At 60.3% G+C, this 15,497-nt stretch carries 18 protein-coding genes; 3 read left to right on the plus strand and 15 right to left on the minus strand.

The annotated features are described in order from the left end of the window. The first annotated feature begins 83 nt into the window (after positions 1–83). The 3 genes from FFM53_RS30540 (at position 84) to FFM53_RS30550 (ending at position 1,162) form a co-directional block, all read left to right on the plus strand. Positions 84–293 carry a cold-shock protein gene (locus FFM53_RS30540; RefSeq protein ID WP_003548109.1) on the plus strand — a complete coding sequence of 70 codons (210 nt, stop codon included), beginning with the start codon at positions 84–86 and terminating at the stop codon, positions 291–293. Between the two features lie 128 nt (positions 294–421). Beyond that, entirely contained in the window at positions 422–646 is a 225-nt protein-coding gene (locus FFM53_RS30545; RefSeq protein ID WP_062940231.1) for a hypothetical protein, read from the plus strand. 135 nt (positions 647–781) lie between these two features. Then, positions 782–1,162, plus strand: coding sequence for a DUF6481 family protein (locus tag FFM53_RS30550; RefSeq protein WP_138389591.1), 381 nt, complete (start codon positions 782–784; stop codon positions 1,160–1,162). Between the two features lie 41 nt (positions 1,163–1,203). Here the strand turns inward: FFM53_RS30550 and minE are convergent, their stop codons facing one another. From minE to FFM53_RS30625, 15 genes are all read right to left on the minus strand, one after another. After that, positions 1,204–1,464: a cell division topological specificity factor MinE gene (minE, locus tag FFM53_RS30555; RefSeq protein WP_003548116.1), complete on the minus strand. Its 261-nt coding sequence runs from the start codon at positions 1,462–1,464 to the stop codon at positions 1,204–1,206. Continuing rightward, a complete protein-coding gene (minD, locus tag FFM53_RS30560; RefSeq protein ID WP_018448670.1) occupies positions 1,461–2,276 on the minus strand; it encodes a septum site-determining protein MinD in 816 nt (271 codons plus the stop codon). Before minD ends, minE begins: the two co-directional genes overlap by 4 nt. Positions 2,277–2,361: 85 nt before the next feature. After that, entirely contained in the window at positions 2,362–3,081 is a 720-nt protein-coding gene (minC, locus tag FFM53_RS30565; RefSeq protein ID WP_025397601.1) for a septum site-determining protein MinC, read from the minus strand. Between the two features lie 209 nt (positions 3,082–3,290). Then, positions 3,291–3,893 carry a methyl-accepting chemotaxis protein gene (locus tag FFM53_RS30570; protein WP_138389590.1) on the minus strand — a complete coding sequence of 201 codons (603 nt, stop codon included), beginning with the start codon at positions 3,891–3,893 and terminating at the stop codon, positions 3,291–3,293. A gap of 102 nt (positions 3,894–3,995) precedes the next feature. After that, complete coding sequence (locus FFM53_RS30575; RefSeq protein ID WP_138389589.1) at positions 3,996–5,333, minus strand: NAD(P)-binding domain-containing protein; 1,338 nt, start codon at positions 5,331–5,333, stop codon at positions 3,996–3,998. Positions 5,334–5,383: 50 nt separating this feature from the next. Next, on the minus strand, positions 5,384–6,424 hold the full coding sequence (locus FFM53_RS30580) for a heme-dependent oxidative N-demethylase family protein (RefSeq protein WP_138389588.1): 1,041 nt from the start codon (positions 6,422–6,424) through the stop codon (positions 5,384–5,386). A gap of 34 nt (positions 6,425–6,458) precedes the next feature. Beyond that, entirely contained in the window at positions 6,459–7,424 is a 966-nt protein-coding gene (locus FFM53_RS30585; RefSeq protein ID WP_138331467.1) for a PDR/VanB family oxidoreductase, read from the minus strand. Beyond that, positions 7,421–8,026, minus strand: a complete 606-nt coding sequence (locus FFM53_RS30590) for a dimethylamine monooxygenase subunit DmmA family protein (RefSeq protein WP_097616669.1) — start codon at positions 8,024–8,026, stop codon at positions 7,421–7,423. Before FFM53_RS30590 ends, FFM53_RS30585 begins: the two co-directional genes overlap by 4 nt. Positions 8,027–8,037: 11 nt before the next feature. After that, positions 8,038–9,171, minus strand: coding sequence for an aminomethyl transferase family protein (locus FFM53_RS30595; protein ID WP_138389587.1), 1,134 nt, complete (start codon positions 9,169–9,171; stop codon positions 8,038–8,040). 174 nt (positions 9,172–9,345) lie between these two features. After that, on the minus strand, positions 9,346–10,230 hold the full coding sequence (gene purU, locus FFM53_RS30600) for a formyltetrahydrofolate deformylase (RefSeq protein ID WP_173883696.1): 885 nt from the start codon (positions 10,228–10,230) through the stop codon (positions 9,346–9,348). A gap of 99 nt (positions 10,231–10,329) precedes the next feature. Beyond that, the gene (gene glnT, locus FFM53_RS30605) at positions 10,330–11,637 is read right to left on the minus strand and encodes a type III glutamate--ammonia ligase (RefSeq protein ID WP_138331470.1); all 1,308 of its coding nucleotides are present in this window, start codon (positions 11,635–11,637) and stop codon (positions 10,330–10,332) included. Between the two features lie 80 nt (positions 11,638–11,717). Beyond that, positions 11,718–13,046: an FMN-binding glutamate synthase family protein gene (locus FFM53_RS30610; RefSeq protein WP_003548137.1), complete on the minus strand. Its 1,329-nt coding sequence runs from the start codon at positions 13,044–13,046 to the stop codon at positions 11,718–11,720. Positions 13,047–13,060: 14 nt separating this feature from the next. Continuing rightward, complete coding sequence (locus tag FFM53_RS30615) at positions 13,061–13,747, minus strand: GltB/FmdC/FwdC-like GXGXG domain-containing protein (protein WP_027665463.1); 687 nt, start codon at positions 13,745–13,747, stop codon at positions 13,061–13,063. A 38-nt stretch (positions 13,748–13,785) separates the two neighbouring features. Next, positions 13,786–14,694, minus strand: a complete 909-nt coding sequence (locus tag FFM53_RS30620; RefSeq protein WP_138389872.1) for a class II glutamine amidotransferase — start codon at positions 14,692–14,694, stop codon at positions 13,786–13,788. 88 nt (positions 14,695–14,782) lie between these two features. After that, the gene (locus FFM53_RS30625) at positions 14,783–15,466 is read right to left on the minus strand and encodes a helix-turn-helix domain-containing protein (RefSeq protein WP_062944519.1); all 684 of its coding nucleotides are present in this window, start codon (positions 15,464–15,466) and stop codon (positions 14,783–14,785) included. Positions 15,467–15,497: the final 31 nt, after the last annotated feature.

The raw sequence follows: 15,497 nt of genomic DNA on the forward strand, positions 1-15,497 counted from the left end.
CGAACTTCCCTCTTCAAAATCGAGATCATCATCCGTCGTGCTTCCGCACGTGCGGTCGTTCAATTGCTATGAAAGGGTTTGTTATGACCACTGGCACAGTTAAATGGTTCAATTCCACCAAGGGCTTCGGCTTCATTCAGCCTGATGACGGCGGCGCTGACGCCTTCGTCCACATCTCTGCCGTCGAACGCGCCGGCATGCGCGAAATCGTCGAAGGCCAGAAGATCGGCTACGAGCTTGAGCGCGATAACAAGTCGGGCAAAATGTCCGCTTGCAATCTCCAAGCTGCTTAAACTGAAATCTGCTTTCCTTTGACCGCGGATGTACCGGCACTGTCGAAAGTATGATACTATCAAGGTCAGGCAAGTTGCCTGGCCTTTTTGCTGCTTTCGCCAAGCGGGCTCACAAATCCAGGATTAATATGACAGAGTCACACAGCAAATCACGCAAGCAGGCGGAGATTGCCTTTGGAAACGCGCAATCGCAATTCCTGGCGCGAAGCCGCGCGGTCGAAGAGATCGATTCGACCGTACGTGCCCGCGAGGAAAAAACCTTGCGGTTACGCGAAGCGCGTGAAGCCAAGGAATTGCAGGATCGCTTGACAGGGGTTACTGCTCCCAGCGCGAAGCGAAAAAAGAAAATCTGACCCTACGGCATAATTCCTTAAATCGGTCCGATTTCAGGATAAAGCGATGCAGCAGTTCAAGGTATTACAGCGCCCTTTGCGCGTCTTAAGACGTGCGGCGCCGTAGGGTCGAAGTCAAACAGTCAGGAAACAGATTTGAAAAACGCCAAAAACAACGAGCTTTCCGATCGCCGCAGCGCCGCTGCCGAAGCCAAGGCCGCTCTCCTCAATGCGTATCGCAGCGCCAAGGATTCAGCCGAACCCACCAGGCTGGCAAAGCAGGCGGAGCGTCAAGCCATTGCCGCGGCCAGGGAAGAACGTCGCGCTCAGCGAGAACGGGTCAAGCTCAAGGAGCTGGAGCGGGCTCAGGCCGCCGAGGCCGAACGTCAGGCTGCCGCCGAGGCCGCAGCACGCGCCGATGCCGACGCGCGCGAAGCAGCTGACAAAGACCGGATCGCCCGCGTGATTGCCGACGAAGCCGCCCGAAAGGCCGAACGCGACCTGCGTTACGCCAATCGCAAAGCCAGGAAGTCCTGATCGTCAGCGCCGCCTGTTGTCGTAACAGGCAGCGCTCTCTTTCAAGCGGCCTGCACGGCTGCATTCAGCGGGATTTCGACGTCGATCTCAAGGGTCGAGACGTACTCGTTGCGATCGATCGTCACCTGCACCTTGTCGTGGTCGAGCTGTACATGCTTTGCGATCACCGCCAGGATTTCCTCGCGCAGCAGGGTGACCAGGTCCGACCCTGCCGAGGAACGTTCATGGGCGAGAAGGACCTGCAGCCGTTCGCGGGCGGCCGGTGCGGTTCTCTGTTTGTTGAAAAGACGGAAAATATTCATGCCGCCCTCCGTCCGAAGATCTTTCCGAAAATATTCCTCTTTTCCTCTGGGATGGCGATCGGCACCGTCTCGCCGGCGAGCCGGCGAGCGGCGTCGAAATAGGCCATCGCAGCCGCGCTGCGGCTGTCTGCCAGCGTGACCGGCGCACCGATGTTGGATGCACGCAGAACATCCATGCTTTCGGGTATGATGCCGAGCAGCGGGATGGACAGGATTTCCAGGACGTCGTCGACCTTGAGCATGTCGCCGCGTTCGGCGCGGTTGGCGTCGTAGCGGGTGAGCAGCAAGTGCTTTTCCATCCGTTCGCCGCGTTCGGCCTTGGCGGTCTTGGCATCCAGCAGGCCGATGATGCGATCGGAATCGCGCACCGACGAGACCTCGGGATTGGTGACGACCACGGCAACATCGGCGTGGCGCATGGCGAGCGTTGCGCCGCGCTCGATCCCGGCGGGGCTGTCGCAGATGATCCAGTCGAAATAGCGCTTCAGGTCGTTGATGACGCGCTCGACGCCCTCGGCCGTCAGATTGTCCTTGTCGCGCGTCTGCGAGGCCGGCAGCAGGAACAGCGTTTCCAGCCGCTTGTCGCGGATCAGCGCCTGGGTGAGCTTGGCGTCGCCTTGGATGACATTGATCAGGTCGTAGACGACCCTGCGTTCGGCGCCCATGACGAGGTCTAGATTGCGCAGGCCGACATCGAAATCGACGACGACGACTTTTTCATTGCGTTGCGCCAGTGCCGCTCCCAATGCGGCGGTCGAGGTCGTCTTGCCAACCCCGCCCTTGCCTGACGTGACGACGATCACTTTCCCCATCATTGTCTCTCCTTTGCCGTGGCCCCAGTAATTCAAAGTGTTGCAGCATTCGTTGCGCCTCTCGAAGAGACGCGCGGCGCTGTCGTCAGATCAGTTTCTCTGCCATGATCGCGTCGTCTTCGAGCCAGAGTTGAACAGCCTGTCCGCGAAGATTGGGCGCCATGTCTTCCGCCATTTTGTAGATGCCGTCGATTGCAACCAGCTCGGCCTCGAGCTTGCGGCAAAAGATCCGCGCCGATGCGTTTCCGATGGATCCCGCCATGGCTCGGCCACGCAAGGCGCCATAGATATGGACGGACCCACCGGCGATGACCTCGGCACCCGAGGCAACCGATCCGATGACGGTGACGTCGCCTTCCGGAAAGATCACCGATTGCCCCGAGCGCACCGGCTCCCTGATGACGATCGATTGCATAGCCGGGCGGGTCTCTGCCACTGCCGGTTTGCCGGGCGGATCGGCAGGCTCCTTTGCCTGAACCTCGATATCGGAAACCGAACGACCGCCTTTGAGTGCTGGCGGCATGCCGGATCCGAGGATCGAAGGCCGCGCGCCCTCGATGCCCATGATGCTGACATTGCGCTTGGCAAGTTCGGCAATCAGGTCCTTCAGCTGCGGCCGGTCGATTTGCAGGTCCGTCAGATCGAGCACGACAGGCCGTCCGAGGAAGAAGCCGGCCGAACGCGCGGCCAGATCGTCCAGCCTGATCAACCAATCATCGATTGGAAGATCCGGGGACAGCATGACCGCGAGGAAAGAGCGGCCCTTGATGCGGATAGAGCGAGCGTCTGTTAGCACTTTGGTCATCTATGTGAAGAAATCGTTGACCATGTCTACCGCTGCTATGGTTAACAAAAAGTTAACGCAGCCTTAACATTAGCCATAATCACAGCAGATTCTTCAAGCGCAGGATTACCGCAAGTCATTGGAAAAGCGTTGCAATCTCTGGAAGCACTGAACGGTTAATAATGCGGCTTTCAACGTGAGCCGCAAATCTGCCGCTGCTTGGGCAACGCTCAGCCTTCCGCCTTGCGTTGTGCGTTGGAAATGGCGCGTGCGGCCTCTTCCGAGGAGTTGGCAAGCGTGCGCATCTCGGCGGCCAGTACGGCAAAGCCTGACCCGGCCGTGCCGGCGCGGGCGGCCTCGATGCCGGCATTGACAGCGAGCAGCTTGAGGTAACGCAGCGATTGCAGGATCTCATTGGTCTTCGAGGCGGTGACGCGCATATCGGCGGTCTGATCATCGATTCGCTGATAGAGTGATTCGATGTTGATGATGCTGCCTTCGAGATAGAGAAGCTCACCCTTTTCGTCCCAGATACCGCCGCCGGTCTCGGTGACCCAGACGAGATGTCCCATGGCGTGGCGGATGCGGTATTCCATCGTCCAGTCGGTGCGCCTTTCGAGCGCCCGTCCGACGATCTCGTCCATCAGAGGCACATCTTCCTCGTACATGATCGAGGTGAAGGTCCGCGTGCGGTTGCCGATGATCTCGTCGGCCGGATAACCGAAGATGCGCTCGATGCCGTTGGTCATCTCCAGCATCGTATAGTTTTCATCGGCGCGGCAGCGATAGAGAAAACCGCTCATGCGCCCGAGAATGCTCGTTTGAAAATCCATGAAGGCCACATCCGAAGAGAAGAGTTGCAGATGGATTTATGTCGTCTCGTTTCCGGAGGAGAGTGCCCGAACAGCCTCCTCCGGCAATGCAGGTCCGCCTCATCAGTTGCGCAGATATTCCTCCATGGAATCGTCGAGCGCCTCGACCCAGGGCGTGTGATGTGTGGGCGACATGTTGCCGGTCATCAGCGACCGGTAGGCATGGTCGCGGAAGCCCATGATGTTGTGGGCCTTGTGGTGTTCCCACTCCATGAAAGTCTGGTTGGTGCCCTCGATGTCGAAGCTGGGATAATCGGTTTCGGCAAGCAGTTCCTTCACATAGTCGCCCTGATACCAGATCATCTGCTCGGCATCTTCGAGCGTCTCCTCGCGGGCGCGCCACATGTCGAAATTCGCCTTCAGCTCCTCTTCCGGCGGCAGGGTGATGCGGCCCGTCATCACGTCGCGCGCCCACCAGGCCTGCACGTCGAACATGTTGAAGGTGTAGAACTGGTCCTGCATGCCGATATAGAAAAGCTGCGGGTTCTTGTCGAAGATCACCCCCTTGTAGAGGCTGTCGGCCCAGAGGCGGTTGGCGGTCTTCAGCCGGAGATCGTCTGGCAGGAAGGGAAAGTGGTGCTGGTATCCGGTGCAGAGGATCACCGCATCGACCTCCTTGGTCGAGCCGTCGAGGAAATGCGCCGTGCGGTTTTCGAGCTTGGTCAGCAGCGGCCGCTCCTCGAAATTCTCCGGCCATTTGAAGCCCATCGGTTTTGAGCGATAGCTCGTCGTCACCGATTTCGCGCCGTATTTCCAGCATTGCGAGCCGATGTCTTCGGCCGAATAGCTGCGGCCGACGAGCAGGATATCCTTGCCCTTGAACTCCAGCGCGTCGCGGAAGTCGTGGGCGTGCAGCACGCGGCCGTTGAAGGTCTTCACACCCTCGAAATAGGGCACGTTCGGCGTCGAGAAGTGACCGCTGGCGACGACGACATAGTCGAATTCCTCGTCATACATCCGGTCCTCGATGCGGTTATGCGCCGTCACCGTGAACTTCTTCGTCTGATCGTCGAAGCGGACCATGCGCACCGGCGTGCTGAAGCGCACCCAATGGCGGACGTTCGCCTTCTCGACGCGGCCCTTGATATAATCCCAGAGCACGGCGCGCGGCGGATAGGAGGCGATCGGCTTGCCGAAATGCTCCTCGAAGGAATAATCGGCAAATTCGAGGCATTCCTTCGGGCCGTTCGACCAGAGGTAACGATACATGCTGCCATGGACCGGCTCGCCATATTCGTCGAGCCCGGTGCGCCAGGTATAGTTCCAGAGCCCGCCCCAATCCGACTGCTTTTCGAAGCAGACGATCTCCGGGATCTCGGCGCCCTTCTGGGCCGCCGATTGAAAGGCGCGCAGCTGCGCCAGCCCGGAAGGACCGGCACCGATGACGGCTACTCTTGTCATGAAGCATTCCCCTCTTGATTATATCGTTTTATCTGGTGCATCGCTGCACCTCAGTCCGGATAGATGCCGGGGCTGGTCGGCGCCCCATCGTCATATTTCGAAAGCCAGTCGATCGTCGTCTCGCGGAAGCGGGTGAGGCCCTTGTAGTCGATAAGCTCCGGCGGCAGCGTCCTCAGCACGCGCGGAAAGCGGCGCGCCCATTTCGGCACGGTGACGAGCTCTTCCATGTTTATCAGGTAGCAGCGGATGACGAAGAGGATGGCGTTCGAGCGCGGCAGGCGCCAGAGGCTTTGCAATTCGACACGCAGATGCACCTTCTCGCCGACATTGTCTGGCGTCACCGTCGTGCGGTCAGGACCCCATTTGTGATAATTCTCCGGGCTGGTGTCGAGCCGCGGATTGATCGTCATCGTCCAGTTGAAGCGTCGTGTCGGCTTGCCCTGCTGCAGGTTCAGCAGGAATTTCAGCGCCCGGTCGAAGACGCCGATCTGGTGGGCGAGCGGCACCGGTCCGTGCCATTCCATGAAGTTCATGCCGATATCGAAATCGAGCGACCAGTCGGCCTGCGTCGTCACCATGCCGGCATCCATCCAGAGATTGCTGTCGCGCTGGTCGACGATGCAGAAGTCGCCCTGGGCCTGGCGGGTGATATATTCGAAGGGCTCATAGGGCAGCGTCGAGGCATCGCCGAAGGTGAAGCTGTCGTCGATGCCGAGTGGGCGGTTGATCCAGCGCCACTGGTCGCCGTTGCGGATCAGCGTGAAATGGTCGGGGTAACCCGCCGCCTGCTCTTCCATCAACAGTTCAAGCGTATCCCATTGCGCGCTCATCATGTGCGGCAGCGCCTGGTAGCGCAGCGGATCTTCTTTTAGGACGAGGGCCCGGTCGTGCATCTCGGCAACGTAATGCTCGTCGACGTCGATCAGGCTTTCATAGACGGTTCCCGCCCGGCCATGCACATGCGGCTCCATATTGACCGAATACATGTATTCGTCGCGGTCGAAGGGAAACGGGAAACGCCGAATGTTCTCGGGGCTGTTCCGATAGCTGAAATCGTTCCGGAAGGTTTCCTGCTTGAAGACGATTGCCATGTCCGGTCTCCTTGTTCCGCTTTTCCCGATGCCGCTAGAGATCAAGATGAAGCGTGTTTCCCTCGAAGCGGGAAACGCAGATCATCACCTTGCGGCCGGATGCTTTTTCTTCGCTCGTCAAATAGACGTCATGGTGCAGCAGCTTGCCGTCGCAGGTGACGACCCCGGTCTCGCATTGACCGCAGGCGCCGCCGCGACAGAGGAAGGGCGCGTCGACGCCCGCCGCCTCGATCGCCTCCAGCATGCTTTCGTGGTGGCCGACCTTCACGGTCTTGCCGGACCGCAGGAGCTCGATCGCGAAGGGCTTGCCTGGTAGAGACGACAGGAACCGTTCCGAATGCAGGTTCTGTTCCGGCCAGCCGGCGTTGAGGCCGGTTTTCAACACGCCGTCGATCATGCCAGACGGGCCGCAGACATAGAGATGTGTGCCGAGCGGCTGGCTGTCGAGCAGGCGCGTCAGGGGGATGGCGCCGCCTTCGGCATCGCAATAGATCTTGATGCGATGTCCGCCGTAACGCTCCTGGAGTTCCCGCCAATAGGCGCCGCGGTCGCGTGTGCGGATGGCATAATGCAGCTCGAAATTGGCGCCCTCGCGGGAAAACTGCTCCATCATCGCGATGAAGGGGGTAATGCCGATGCCGCCGGCGATCAGAAGATGCTTGCGCCCGCGCCAGTCCGGCTGGAAAAGGTTGACAGGATAGCTGACCTTCAGCTCGTCGCCTTCGCGGACTTTCTCATGCATGAAGGTGGAGCCGCCGCGCGAATCCTCGACGTGCAGCACGCTGATTTCATAAGCTGCGCAATCATGCGGCGGCGACATCAGCGAATAGGCGTTGCGGCGCATATGGCCGCCATCGTTCATCAAGACGATGACGTGGGCGCCGCCGGAGAAATAAGGCATCGGCTTGCCGTCAAGACGCTCGAAACGAAAGCGCTTGACGCGCTCGGCGATCGGGGTGATCCGCGCCACGCGGACAGGAATTTCAGTGCCACCGCTCAAAGGAACAACTCCTCCGGATCAGGCGCGCTGCCCGGTTCTTCCGCATCGATATTGACGCCCTGGAAGGCGGCGAGCCGGCGCGAATAATGGTCGCGCACCAGAAGCGGCAGCCCGCAATGGCTGCAGGCAAACGGGCTGGTGGTGACGTCGTCGGTGATGCCCTTGCAATGGACGCATTGCACGCGCCGGGCCAGCGAGCCGCGATGCTCGGTGATGACGGAGGCATGGTCCATGCCGTAATCGAGCGCCACCAGCATTGCCTGGCCGATGAAGCCCTCCGTGCCCGAAAGATAAAGCCGCGTGCCCATATGGGCGGTGGCAAGCGAACCCTTCAATCGGAAGAGCAGCGTTGCGATCGTCGGCGCCGTGAAGAACATGTCGGCGCCGAGGCGGCGCAGCGTCTCGTCCAGGCCGGATCCTTGCGAGCCACGGGCGACATAGAGGATCTCGCTGCGGGAAAGAGCTGTTTCGTCAAGCGCCGGCTGCTGATCGAGCAGAGCCCTGGCACCCTCCCCTTCGAGCGCGAATATGTGCCGCCGGGCGTTGGGCTGGATGGTCAGGCCCGTGTAGACTGGTCGGCTCTTGATGCCTGCAACGAGCATTGGCGTGCTCCTTAACCTACGGCAGTCCTCTTCTTCTTCTCCGGATCGTCGAAGGGAAGCGTATGGGCGGTGGCGCTTGCCTTCACGGTCATGCCGCGGACTTCGAGTTTCGTCCCATGCACCGCCTTGTCAACGTCCAGACGGGCAATCGCCATGGATTTCTTCGTCAGCGACGAATAGCTTGGGCAGGTAATGACGCCGACTTTTTTGCCGTCGGCAAAGACTTCGTCGCCGAGATCGGCCGGTCCGTCGGCATCGATCAGCATGCCGAAGATCTTGAAGCGTTCCTTGCCCTTCAGGCGAGCATGTTCCTCGGCGCCACGGAAGCCCGTCTTGCCGGGGCTGACGGTGAAGTCGAGGCCGAGTTCCCAGAGACTGTCGCCGGGCGGCTGATCGGCGAAGGGATACATCTGCGAATTATCGTAGGGGTAGAAGAGCAGGTAGCTTTCGACCCGCAGCATGTCGAGAACGGAGAAGCAGCAGGGGATGATGCCCATCTCCTTGCCTTCCTCGACGATCCGGTCCCAGACCATGACAGCGTCCTGGCCGCGCACGAAGATTTCGTAGCCGCGTTCGCCGGTATAGCCGGTGCGCGAGATCATCACCGGTGCGCCGAACAGCGTCGTCTGCATGTGGTGGAAATATTTGAGGTCGCGGATGCCGGGCACATATTTAGCGAGATAGTCGACCGCGATCGGACCCTGCAGCGACAGGTCGTGCAGGTCGTCATCGAAGAGGACCGCGCAATTGCGGCCTGCCGCCTGCTTGACGAGCTCCTCATGGCCGGAGCCGGAGCCATGCACCAGCATCCAGGAATTCGGGCCGGTGCGATAGACGATGCAGTCGTCGGTGAAGTGGCCACGGTCGTTCAACATGGTCGCATAGACGGACCGGCCGGGATAGATCTTCGTCAGGTCGCGGGTGGTGATGGAGTCGAGCACGGCAATGGCGTGCGGGCCGACCAGGTGCACCTTCTTCAGGCCCGAGACATCCATGATGCCTGCCTTGGTGCGGACGGCGATATGCTCTTCCGACATGTCCTTGTCGTAGGTCCAGGCGGTGCCCATGCCGCTCCAGTCCTCAAGCTTCGATCCCAGAGCGCGATGCCGATCCGCCAAGACGGAGAAACGCCATGATAAAGCCATTGTCCGTTCCCTTTTATTTCCTCTACGGAATATTTATTTCCTGACTATATTCGTCTTTCGCGCCGTGGCAAGCCCGCCCGGCATGCATTTCCCAAAACTTTTGGCGCCCCTGCTGCATCCCTCACCAAATGAATGAGGGATGCGGCTGCGCTTTTGCCGTCCCCCAAACCGTCTCTAACCCATGCGTTCGGAGGCGTAGCTGCCGGGGCTTGCCGGGAAGACCACGGTGCGGTTGCCGTTGATGAAGGTGCGGTGATGAATATGGGCGTGGATGGCACGCGCCAGCACCTGGCTTTCGACATCGCGGCCGATCGAGACATAGTCGTCGGGTGACTGCGCATGGGTGATGCGCGCCGTGTCCTGCTCGATGATCGGGCCTTCGTCGAGATCGGCGGTGACGTAATGCGCCGTCGCCCCGATCAGCTTCACGCCGCGGCCGTAGGCCTGCTTGTAAGGATTGGCGCCCTTGAAGCTCGGCAGGAAGGAATGGTGGATGTTGATGATCCGGCCAGACATTTTCTGGCACATCTCGTCCGACAGGATCTGCATGTAGCGGGCGAGCACGATCAGCTCCGTGCCGGTCTGCTCGGCCACTTCCATGATATGGGCCTCGGCCTGCGCCTTGTTGGCCTTGGTGACCGGAATATGGTGGAAGGGAATGTCGTGGTTGACCACGACCTTCTGGTAGTCGAAATGGTTGGAGACGACGCCGACGATATCGATCGGCAGGGCGCCGATCTTCCAGCGGTAGAGCAGGTCGTTCAGACAATGGCCGAAACGCGACACCATCAGCAGCACCTTCATGCGCTTCTCGCTGTCGTGAAAATCGTAATCCATCGCGAAGGGCGCGGCGACGGCCGCGAAACCGGCGTCGATATCGGCGCCCGAAAGCCCCTCTTCCGAAATGAAGCTGACGCGCATGAAGAACTTGCCGGTATCGAGATCGTCGAACTGCGAGCTGTCGATGATGTTGCAGCCCCTGTCCGCCAGATAGCTCGAAATCGCCGCGACGATGCCGCGCGTCGACTTGCAGGATACGGTGAGTACGAAGTTCTTCATGCCGTCACTTTCTTCGCCATATCAAGTGCAGGGGTCTCGATCACGCCGGAGCTTGTTCGCCCCGGCGCGTTTGCCTGTCATTCGACGCGTCCAGGCCACTCAGATATCGAGCGTGCTGTCGCGTTCCCACTGGGTGAAATGCGAGCAATAGGCATTCCATTCCTGATGCTTGAGCTTGAGATAGGCGGCGGAAAACTCGGCCCCGATCGCCTGCTTCAAGCCCTCGTCGGCATCATAGGCGCGCAGCGCATCGAGCAGGTTGAGCGGCAAGCGCGGCGCGTCCTTCACCAGATACCCCTCGGCATACATGTCGATATCGTAGTGCCGGCCGGGATCGGCTTGGCTGCGAATGCCGTCGAGGCCGGCCGCGATGATGATCGCCTGCAGCAGGTACGGGTTGACCGCACCATCAGGCAGGCGCAGCTCGAAGCGGCCCGGTCCCGGCACGCGCACCATATGGGTGCGGTTGTTGCCCGTCCAGGTCACGGTGTTCGGCGCCCAGGTCGCGCCCGATGTGGTGCGCGGCGCGTTGATGCGCTTATAGGAATTGACCGTCGGATTGGTGATCGCGGCAAGCGCGGAGGCGTGCTTCATGATGCCGCCGAGGAAGGTTTTGCCCTGAGCGGAGAGCCCAAAGGCCATTTCCTTGTCCGCAAAGGCGTTTACCTTGCCATCGATATCCCAGACCGAAATGTGGGCATGACACCCGTTTCCGGTCAGGCCCTTGAAGGGCTTCGGCATGAAGGTGGCGCGAAGGCCGTGCTTTTCGGCGACCGACTTGACCATGAACTTGAAGAAAGAGTGCTTGTCTGCCGTCTGAAGAGCGTCGTCATATTCCCAGTTCATCTCGAACTGGCCGTTCGCGTCCTCGTGGTCGTTCTGATAGGGCTTCCAGCCGAGCTCGAGCATGTAATCGCAAATCTCGGCGATGACATCATAGCGACGCATCACCGCCTGCTGATCGTAGCAAGGCTTTTCGGCTGTATCGAACTGGTCCGAAATCACCGAGCCGTCGGCGGAGATGAGAAAGAACTCGGGCTCCACGCCGGTTTTCACCCGGAGCCCCTCCTTCGCAGCTTCAGCGACCAGTCTTTTCAGCACCACACGCGGTGCCTGTTCGACAGGCTGATCGTCCATGACGCAGTCGGCGGCAACCCATGCGACGTCTTTCTTCCAGGGTAGCTGGATCACGGAGGAAGCATCGGGAAGCGCGAACAGGTCGGGATGGGCAGGCGTCAAATCGAGCCAGGTCGCGAAACCCGCGAAGCCGGCGCCATCTTTCTGCATATCGGCGATGGCTTCTGCCGGGACCAGCTTGGCGCGTTGGCCGCCGAACAGGTCGGTATAGCTGATCATGAAATATTTGATGCCTTTGTCTTTGGCAAAAGCAGCAAGGTCCAGTGTCATTCTCGTTCCCCTTTGGATTTCTTGGAGACACTTTGGTTATGGATGCGAGACGGCCGGGACGTTTGCCCGGCCGATAGAAATCAATAGCCTCCCTTGCCGGGATACCAGTTTGTGCCGGCGAGCGGGATCTGGGCCATGGCGGCCGCTTCCATCGTCAGCGCGCAAAGATCTTCCGGTTCCAGGTTGTGCAGGTGGTTCTTGCCGCAGGCGCGCGCGATGGTCTGGGCTTCCAGAGTCATGACCTTCAGATAGTTGGCGAGACGGCGGCCAGCGGCGATTGGATCAAGGCGCTTCATCAGTTCCGGGTCCTGCGTCGTGATGCCGGCCGGGTCTTTGCCTTCGTGCCAGTCGTCATAGGCGCCGGCCGTCGTTCCGAGCTTTTGGTATTCTTCTTCCCAATGCGGATCGTTGTCGCCGATCGCAACGAGCGCCGCCGTGCCGATGGCAACGGCATCGGCACCCAGCGCCAGTGCCTTGGCCACGTCGGCGCCCGAACGGATGCCGCCGGAGATGATCAGTTGCACCTTGCGATGCATGCCGAGATCCTGCAGCGCCTGGACGGCGGGGCGGATGCAGGCGAGCGTCGGCATGCCGACATTCTCGATGAAGACATCCTGGGTCGCGGCGGTTCCGCCCTGCATGCCATCGAGCACCACCACGTCGGCCCCAGCCTTCACGGCAAGCGCCGTATCGTAATAGGGACGCGCGCCGCCGACCTTCACATAGATCGGCTTTTCCCAGTCGGTGATCTCGCGCAGTTCCAGGATCTTGATTTCGAGGTCGTCCGGGCCAGTCCAATCCGGATGGCGGCAGGCCGAGCGCTGGTCGATGCCCTTCGGCAGGTTGCGCATGTTGGCGACACGATCGGAAATCTTCTGGCCGAGCAGCATGCCGCCGCCGCCGGGTTTTGCGCCTTGACCGACAACCACTTCGATCGCATCGGCGCGACGCAGGTCCTTGGGATTCATGCCGTATCGCGACGGCAGATACTGGTAGACCAACGTTTGTGAATGGCCCCGCTCTTCATCGGTCATCCCGCCGTCGCCTGTCGTGGTGGAGGTTCCGGCAATCGTCGCGCCGCGTCCGAGCGCCTCCTTAGCATTGCCAGACAGAGCGCCGAAGCTCATGCCGGCAATGGTGATCGGCGTCTTCAGGTGAATGGGTTTTTTGGCGAAGCGCGCGCCGAGGACGACCGACGTGTCGCACTTCTCGCGGTAACCTTCCAGCGGATAGCGCGAGATCGATGCGCCGAGAAACAGCAGGTCGTCGAAATGCGGAACCTTCCGTTTGGTGCCGGCGCCACGGATGTCGTAAATGCCGGTCGCCGCAGCACGGCGGATTTCCGCCAGCGTGTAATCGTCGAAGGTCGCGGACTTGCGCGGCGGGGTATAGGGGTTGTGATAGCTCATGATGGTCCCTCGCCTTAATATGCGTCAGCGTTGTCGATATTGAAATTATAGAGCTTGCGGGCGGAGCCGTAACGCTTGAATTCCTCGGGCCTCACTTCGCTCACGCCCGCCTTTTCGAGAAGTTCGGCCAGCTTCGTCAGATGCTCGGGACGCAGCTCCTTTTCGATGCAATCGGCACCCAGGCTCTTGACCGAACCGCGCACGAAGAGCTTCGCCTCGTAGAGCGAATCCCCAAGCGCATCGCCGGCATCGCCGAGCACCACGAGGTGGCCCGACTGGCCCATGAAGGCGGACATGTGGCCGATATTGCCATGAACGACGATGTCGATGCCCTTCATCGAGATGCCGCAGCGCGATGCCGCATTGCCCTTGATGACAAGAAGGCCGCCACGGCCGGTTGCGCCTGCATACTGGCTGGCATCACCCTCGATGACGACTGTTCCAGACATCATGTTTTCCGCAACACCCGGACCTGCCGAACCGTGAACGGTGACGGTCCCGCCGTCGTTCATCCCGGCGCAATAATAGCCGACCGACCCCTTCACATCGACCGTGACGGGCGCATCGATGCCGACGGCAACCGAATGGCTGCCGCGCGGATTGACGACTTCGAAGGAAAGATCGTTCGAACCGTTCTGGATGTTGTGCAGGGCGCTGTTGAGTTCACGCAACGGCGTAGTGGCAAGATCAATGACAGGCATGTTTCGATAACCCTTGGAGAATACGCATGAGGCGCCGGTCAAGCGACCTTCTGGTGATCCCAGAAATAGACGGTTGCAGGCTCCGGCTCCCAGACCCGGGCATTCTCGATGCCGGGCAGATTGACGAGCGCCCGGTATTCCGAACCGAAGGCGACATACTGGTCCGTTTCGGCCATGACAGCGGGCTTGCAGGCGATCGCATCGCGCACGACGCCGAAGCCGGACTTCGTGCCGACGACGAAGGTGAAGAAGCCGTCGAGGTCATCCACCGCGCCTTCCAGCGCCTGGCCGAGATTCTTGCCCTTGGCCATCTCTGCCGTCAGATAGGCGGCGGCGACCTCGGTGTCGTTTTCCGTTTCGAAGGTCATGCCTTCGCGCTTCAGCTCGCGGCGCAGATTGTTGTGGTTGGACAGCGAGCCATTATGCACCAGGCACTGGTCGGAGCCGGTGGAGAAAGGATGGGCGCCGAGCGTCGTGACGGCCGATTCCGTTGCCATGCGGGTATGGCCGATGCCGTGGGTGCCGGCCATTGAATTGACCGCGAAGCGTGAGACGACATCCTTCGGCAGGCCGGTTTCCTTATAGATCTCGATCGCGTCGCCGCTACTCATGATGCGGATGTTCGGACGCAGTTCCGAAACGGCTGCCTTGCCCGTGTCGAGCAGATCCTTGGCAAGCGTGATGACGGCATGCGTGCTCTTCACCTGGATGGTGACCGGTGCGCCAACCGCCTGGCCGAGTTCGGCCTCGAGGCCGGCGAAATCCTTCTTCGGATTGGCCGACTGGATGGTGATCTTGGCATTGTTGCCGCTGGCGTCGCCATAGATCGCGATACCGGCGCTGTCCGGCCCTCGATCCGTCATCGTCACCAGCATCGAGGACAGCAGTGCCCCGAGCTCCGGTTCGAGACTTTTATCCTTGAGGAAGAGACCCACAATTCCGCACATGACCAGACCTCCGTTCGTGTTGAGAAAGGACTAGCAGGTCTGTTTTGGGTTTTCAACTCGGAAGAAAGATTTTTTCTTTTAAGGCAAGTCAGCTTTTCGAGCTCTGCTGTGGATAGCTGATGATCGAGAGGTATTTGCTCGGCAGCTTCACCAGCTGCTCCGGCCCATGCGGCGCATCGGCGTCGAAGAACAGGCTGTCGCCCGGCTGCATCTGGAAAAGCTGGTCGCCGTGGCGGTAAACGACTTCCCCCTCGAGCATATAGAGAAATTCCATCCCCTCGTGCTGGAAGGTCGGGAAGATGTCGGAGTCGGTCGTCAGGGTGATGAGGTAAGGCTCGACGATGACGCCGCTGGTATTGTTGTCGATATGACCGAGAACATTATACTGGTGACCGGCGCGCGTGCCGCGCCGTTCGAGCTCGATGCCCTGGCCTGCCTTGACGAAGACGGCGTTGCGCGGTTCCTCGAAACGACGGAAGAAGGCCGTCAGCGGCACACCGAGCGCCCGCGACAGCGATTGCAGCGTCGTCAGCGACGGCGAGATGTTGCCGTTCTCGATCTTCGACAGCATGCCGAGCGAAATGCCGGTCGCCGCCGCCAGATCGGTGACCGTGATGCCGAGTTTCTTGCGGTAGGCGCGCACCTCATGGCCGATCGCCATTTCGAGGTTGTTTTCTTTCGGCTCGCGGACGGCGTGCGGGTCCTGGGAAAAGGGAGCGCGTCCACTATGCGCCTGTTCCGGTTGCTCTGCCGCTGCACGCTTGGATTTCATGGATTTTCCCCTGCCGCCTTCTCTTTTGTCC

Source organism: Rhizobium indicum (assembly GCF_005862305.2).
GTDB lineage: Bacteria > Pseudomonadota > Alphaproteobacteria > Rhizobiales > Rhizobiaceae > Rhizobium > Rhizobium indicum.

Coding starts and splice junctions, on each gene's coding strand:
- FFM53_RS30540 (WP_003548109.1), top strand. CDS start 84: ATGACCACTGGCACAGTTAAATGGTTCAATTCCACCAAGGGCTTCGGC.
- FFM53_RS30545 (WP_062940231.1), top strand. CDS start 422: ATGACAGAGTCACACAGCAAATCACGCAAGCAGGCGGAGATTGCCTTT.
- minE (WP_003548116.1), bottom strand. CDS start 1,464: ATGAATATTTTCCGTCTTTTCAACAAACAGAGAACCGCACCGGCCGCC.
- minD (WP_018448670.1), bottom strand. CDS start 2,276: ATGGGGAAAGTGATCGTCGTCACGTCAGGCAAGGGCGGGGTTGGCAAG.
- minC (WP_025397601.1), bottom strand. CDS start 3,081: ATGACCAAAGTGCTAACAGACGCTCGCTCTATCCGCATCAAGGGCCGC.
- FFM53_RS30570 (WP_138389590.1), bottom strand. CDS start 3,893: ATGGATTTTCAAACGAGCATTCTCGGGCGCATGAGCGGTTTTCTCTAT.
- FFM53_RS30575 (WP_138389589.1), bottom strand. CDS start 5,333: ATGACAAGAGTAGCCGTCATCGGTGCCGGTCCTTCCGGGCTGGCGCAG.
- FFM53_RS30580 (WP_138389588.1), bottom strand. CDS start 6,424: ATGGCAATCGTCTTCAAGCAGGAAACCTTCCGGAACGATTTCAGCTAT.
- FFM53_RS30590 (WP_097616669.1), bottom strand. CDS start 8,026: ATGCTCGTTGCAGGCATCAAGAGCCGACCAGTCTACACGGGCCTGACC.
- FFM53_RS30595 (WP_138389587.1), bottom strand. CDS start 9,171: ATGGCTTTATCATGGCGTTTCTCCGTCTTGGCGGATCGGCATCGCGCT.
- purU (WP_173883696.1), bottom strand. CDS start 10,230: ATGAAGAACTTCGTACTCACCGTATCCTGCAAGTCGACGCGCGGCATC.
- glnT (WP_138331470.1), bottom strand. CDS start 11,637: ATGACACTGGACCTTGCTGCTTTTGCCAAAGACAAAGGCATCAAATAT.
- FFM53_RS30610 (WP_003548137.1), bottom strand. CDS start 13,046: ATGAGCTATCACAACCCCTATACCCCGCCGCGCAAGTCCGCGACCTTC.
- FFM53_RS30615 (WP_027665463.1), bottom strand. CDS start 13,747: ATGCCTGTCATTGATCTTGCCACTACGCCGTTGCGTGAACTCAACAGC.
- FFM53_RS30620 (WP_138389872.1), bottom strand. CDS start 14,694: ATGTGCGGAATTGTGGGTCTCTTCCTCAAGGATAAAAGTCTCGAACCG.
- FFM53_RS30625 (WP_062944519.1), bottom strand. CDS start 15,466: ATGAAATCCAAGCGTGCAGCGGCAGAGCAACCGGAACAGGCGCATAGT.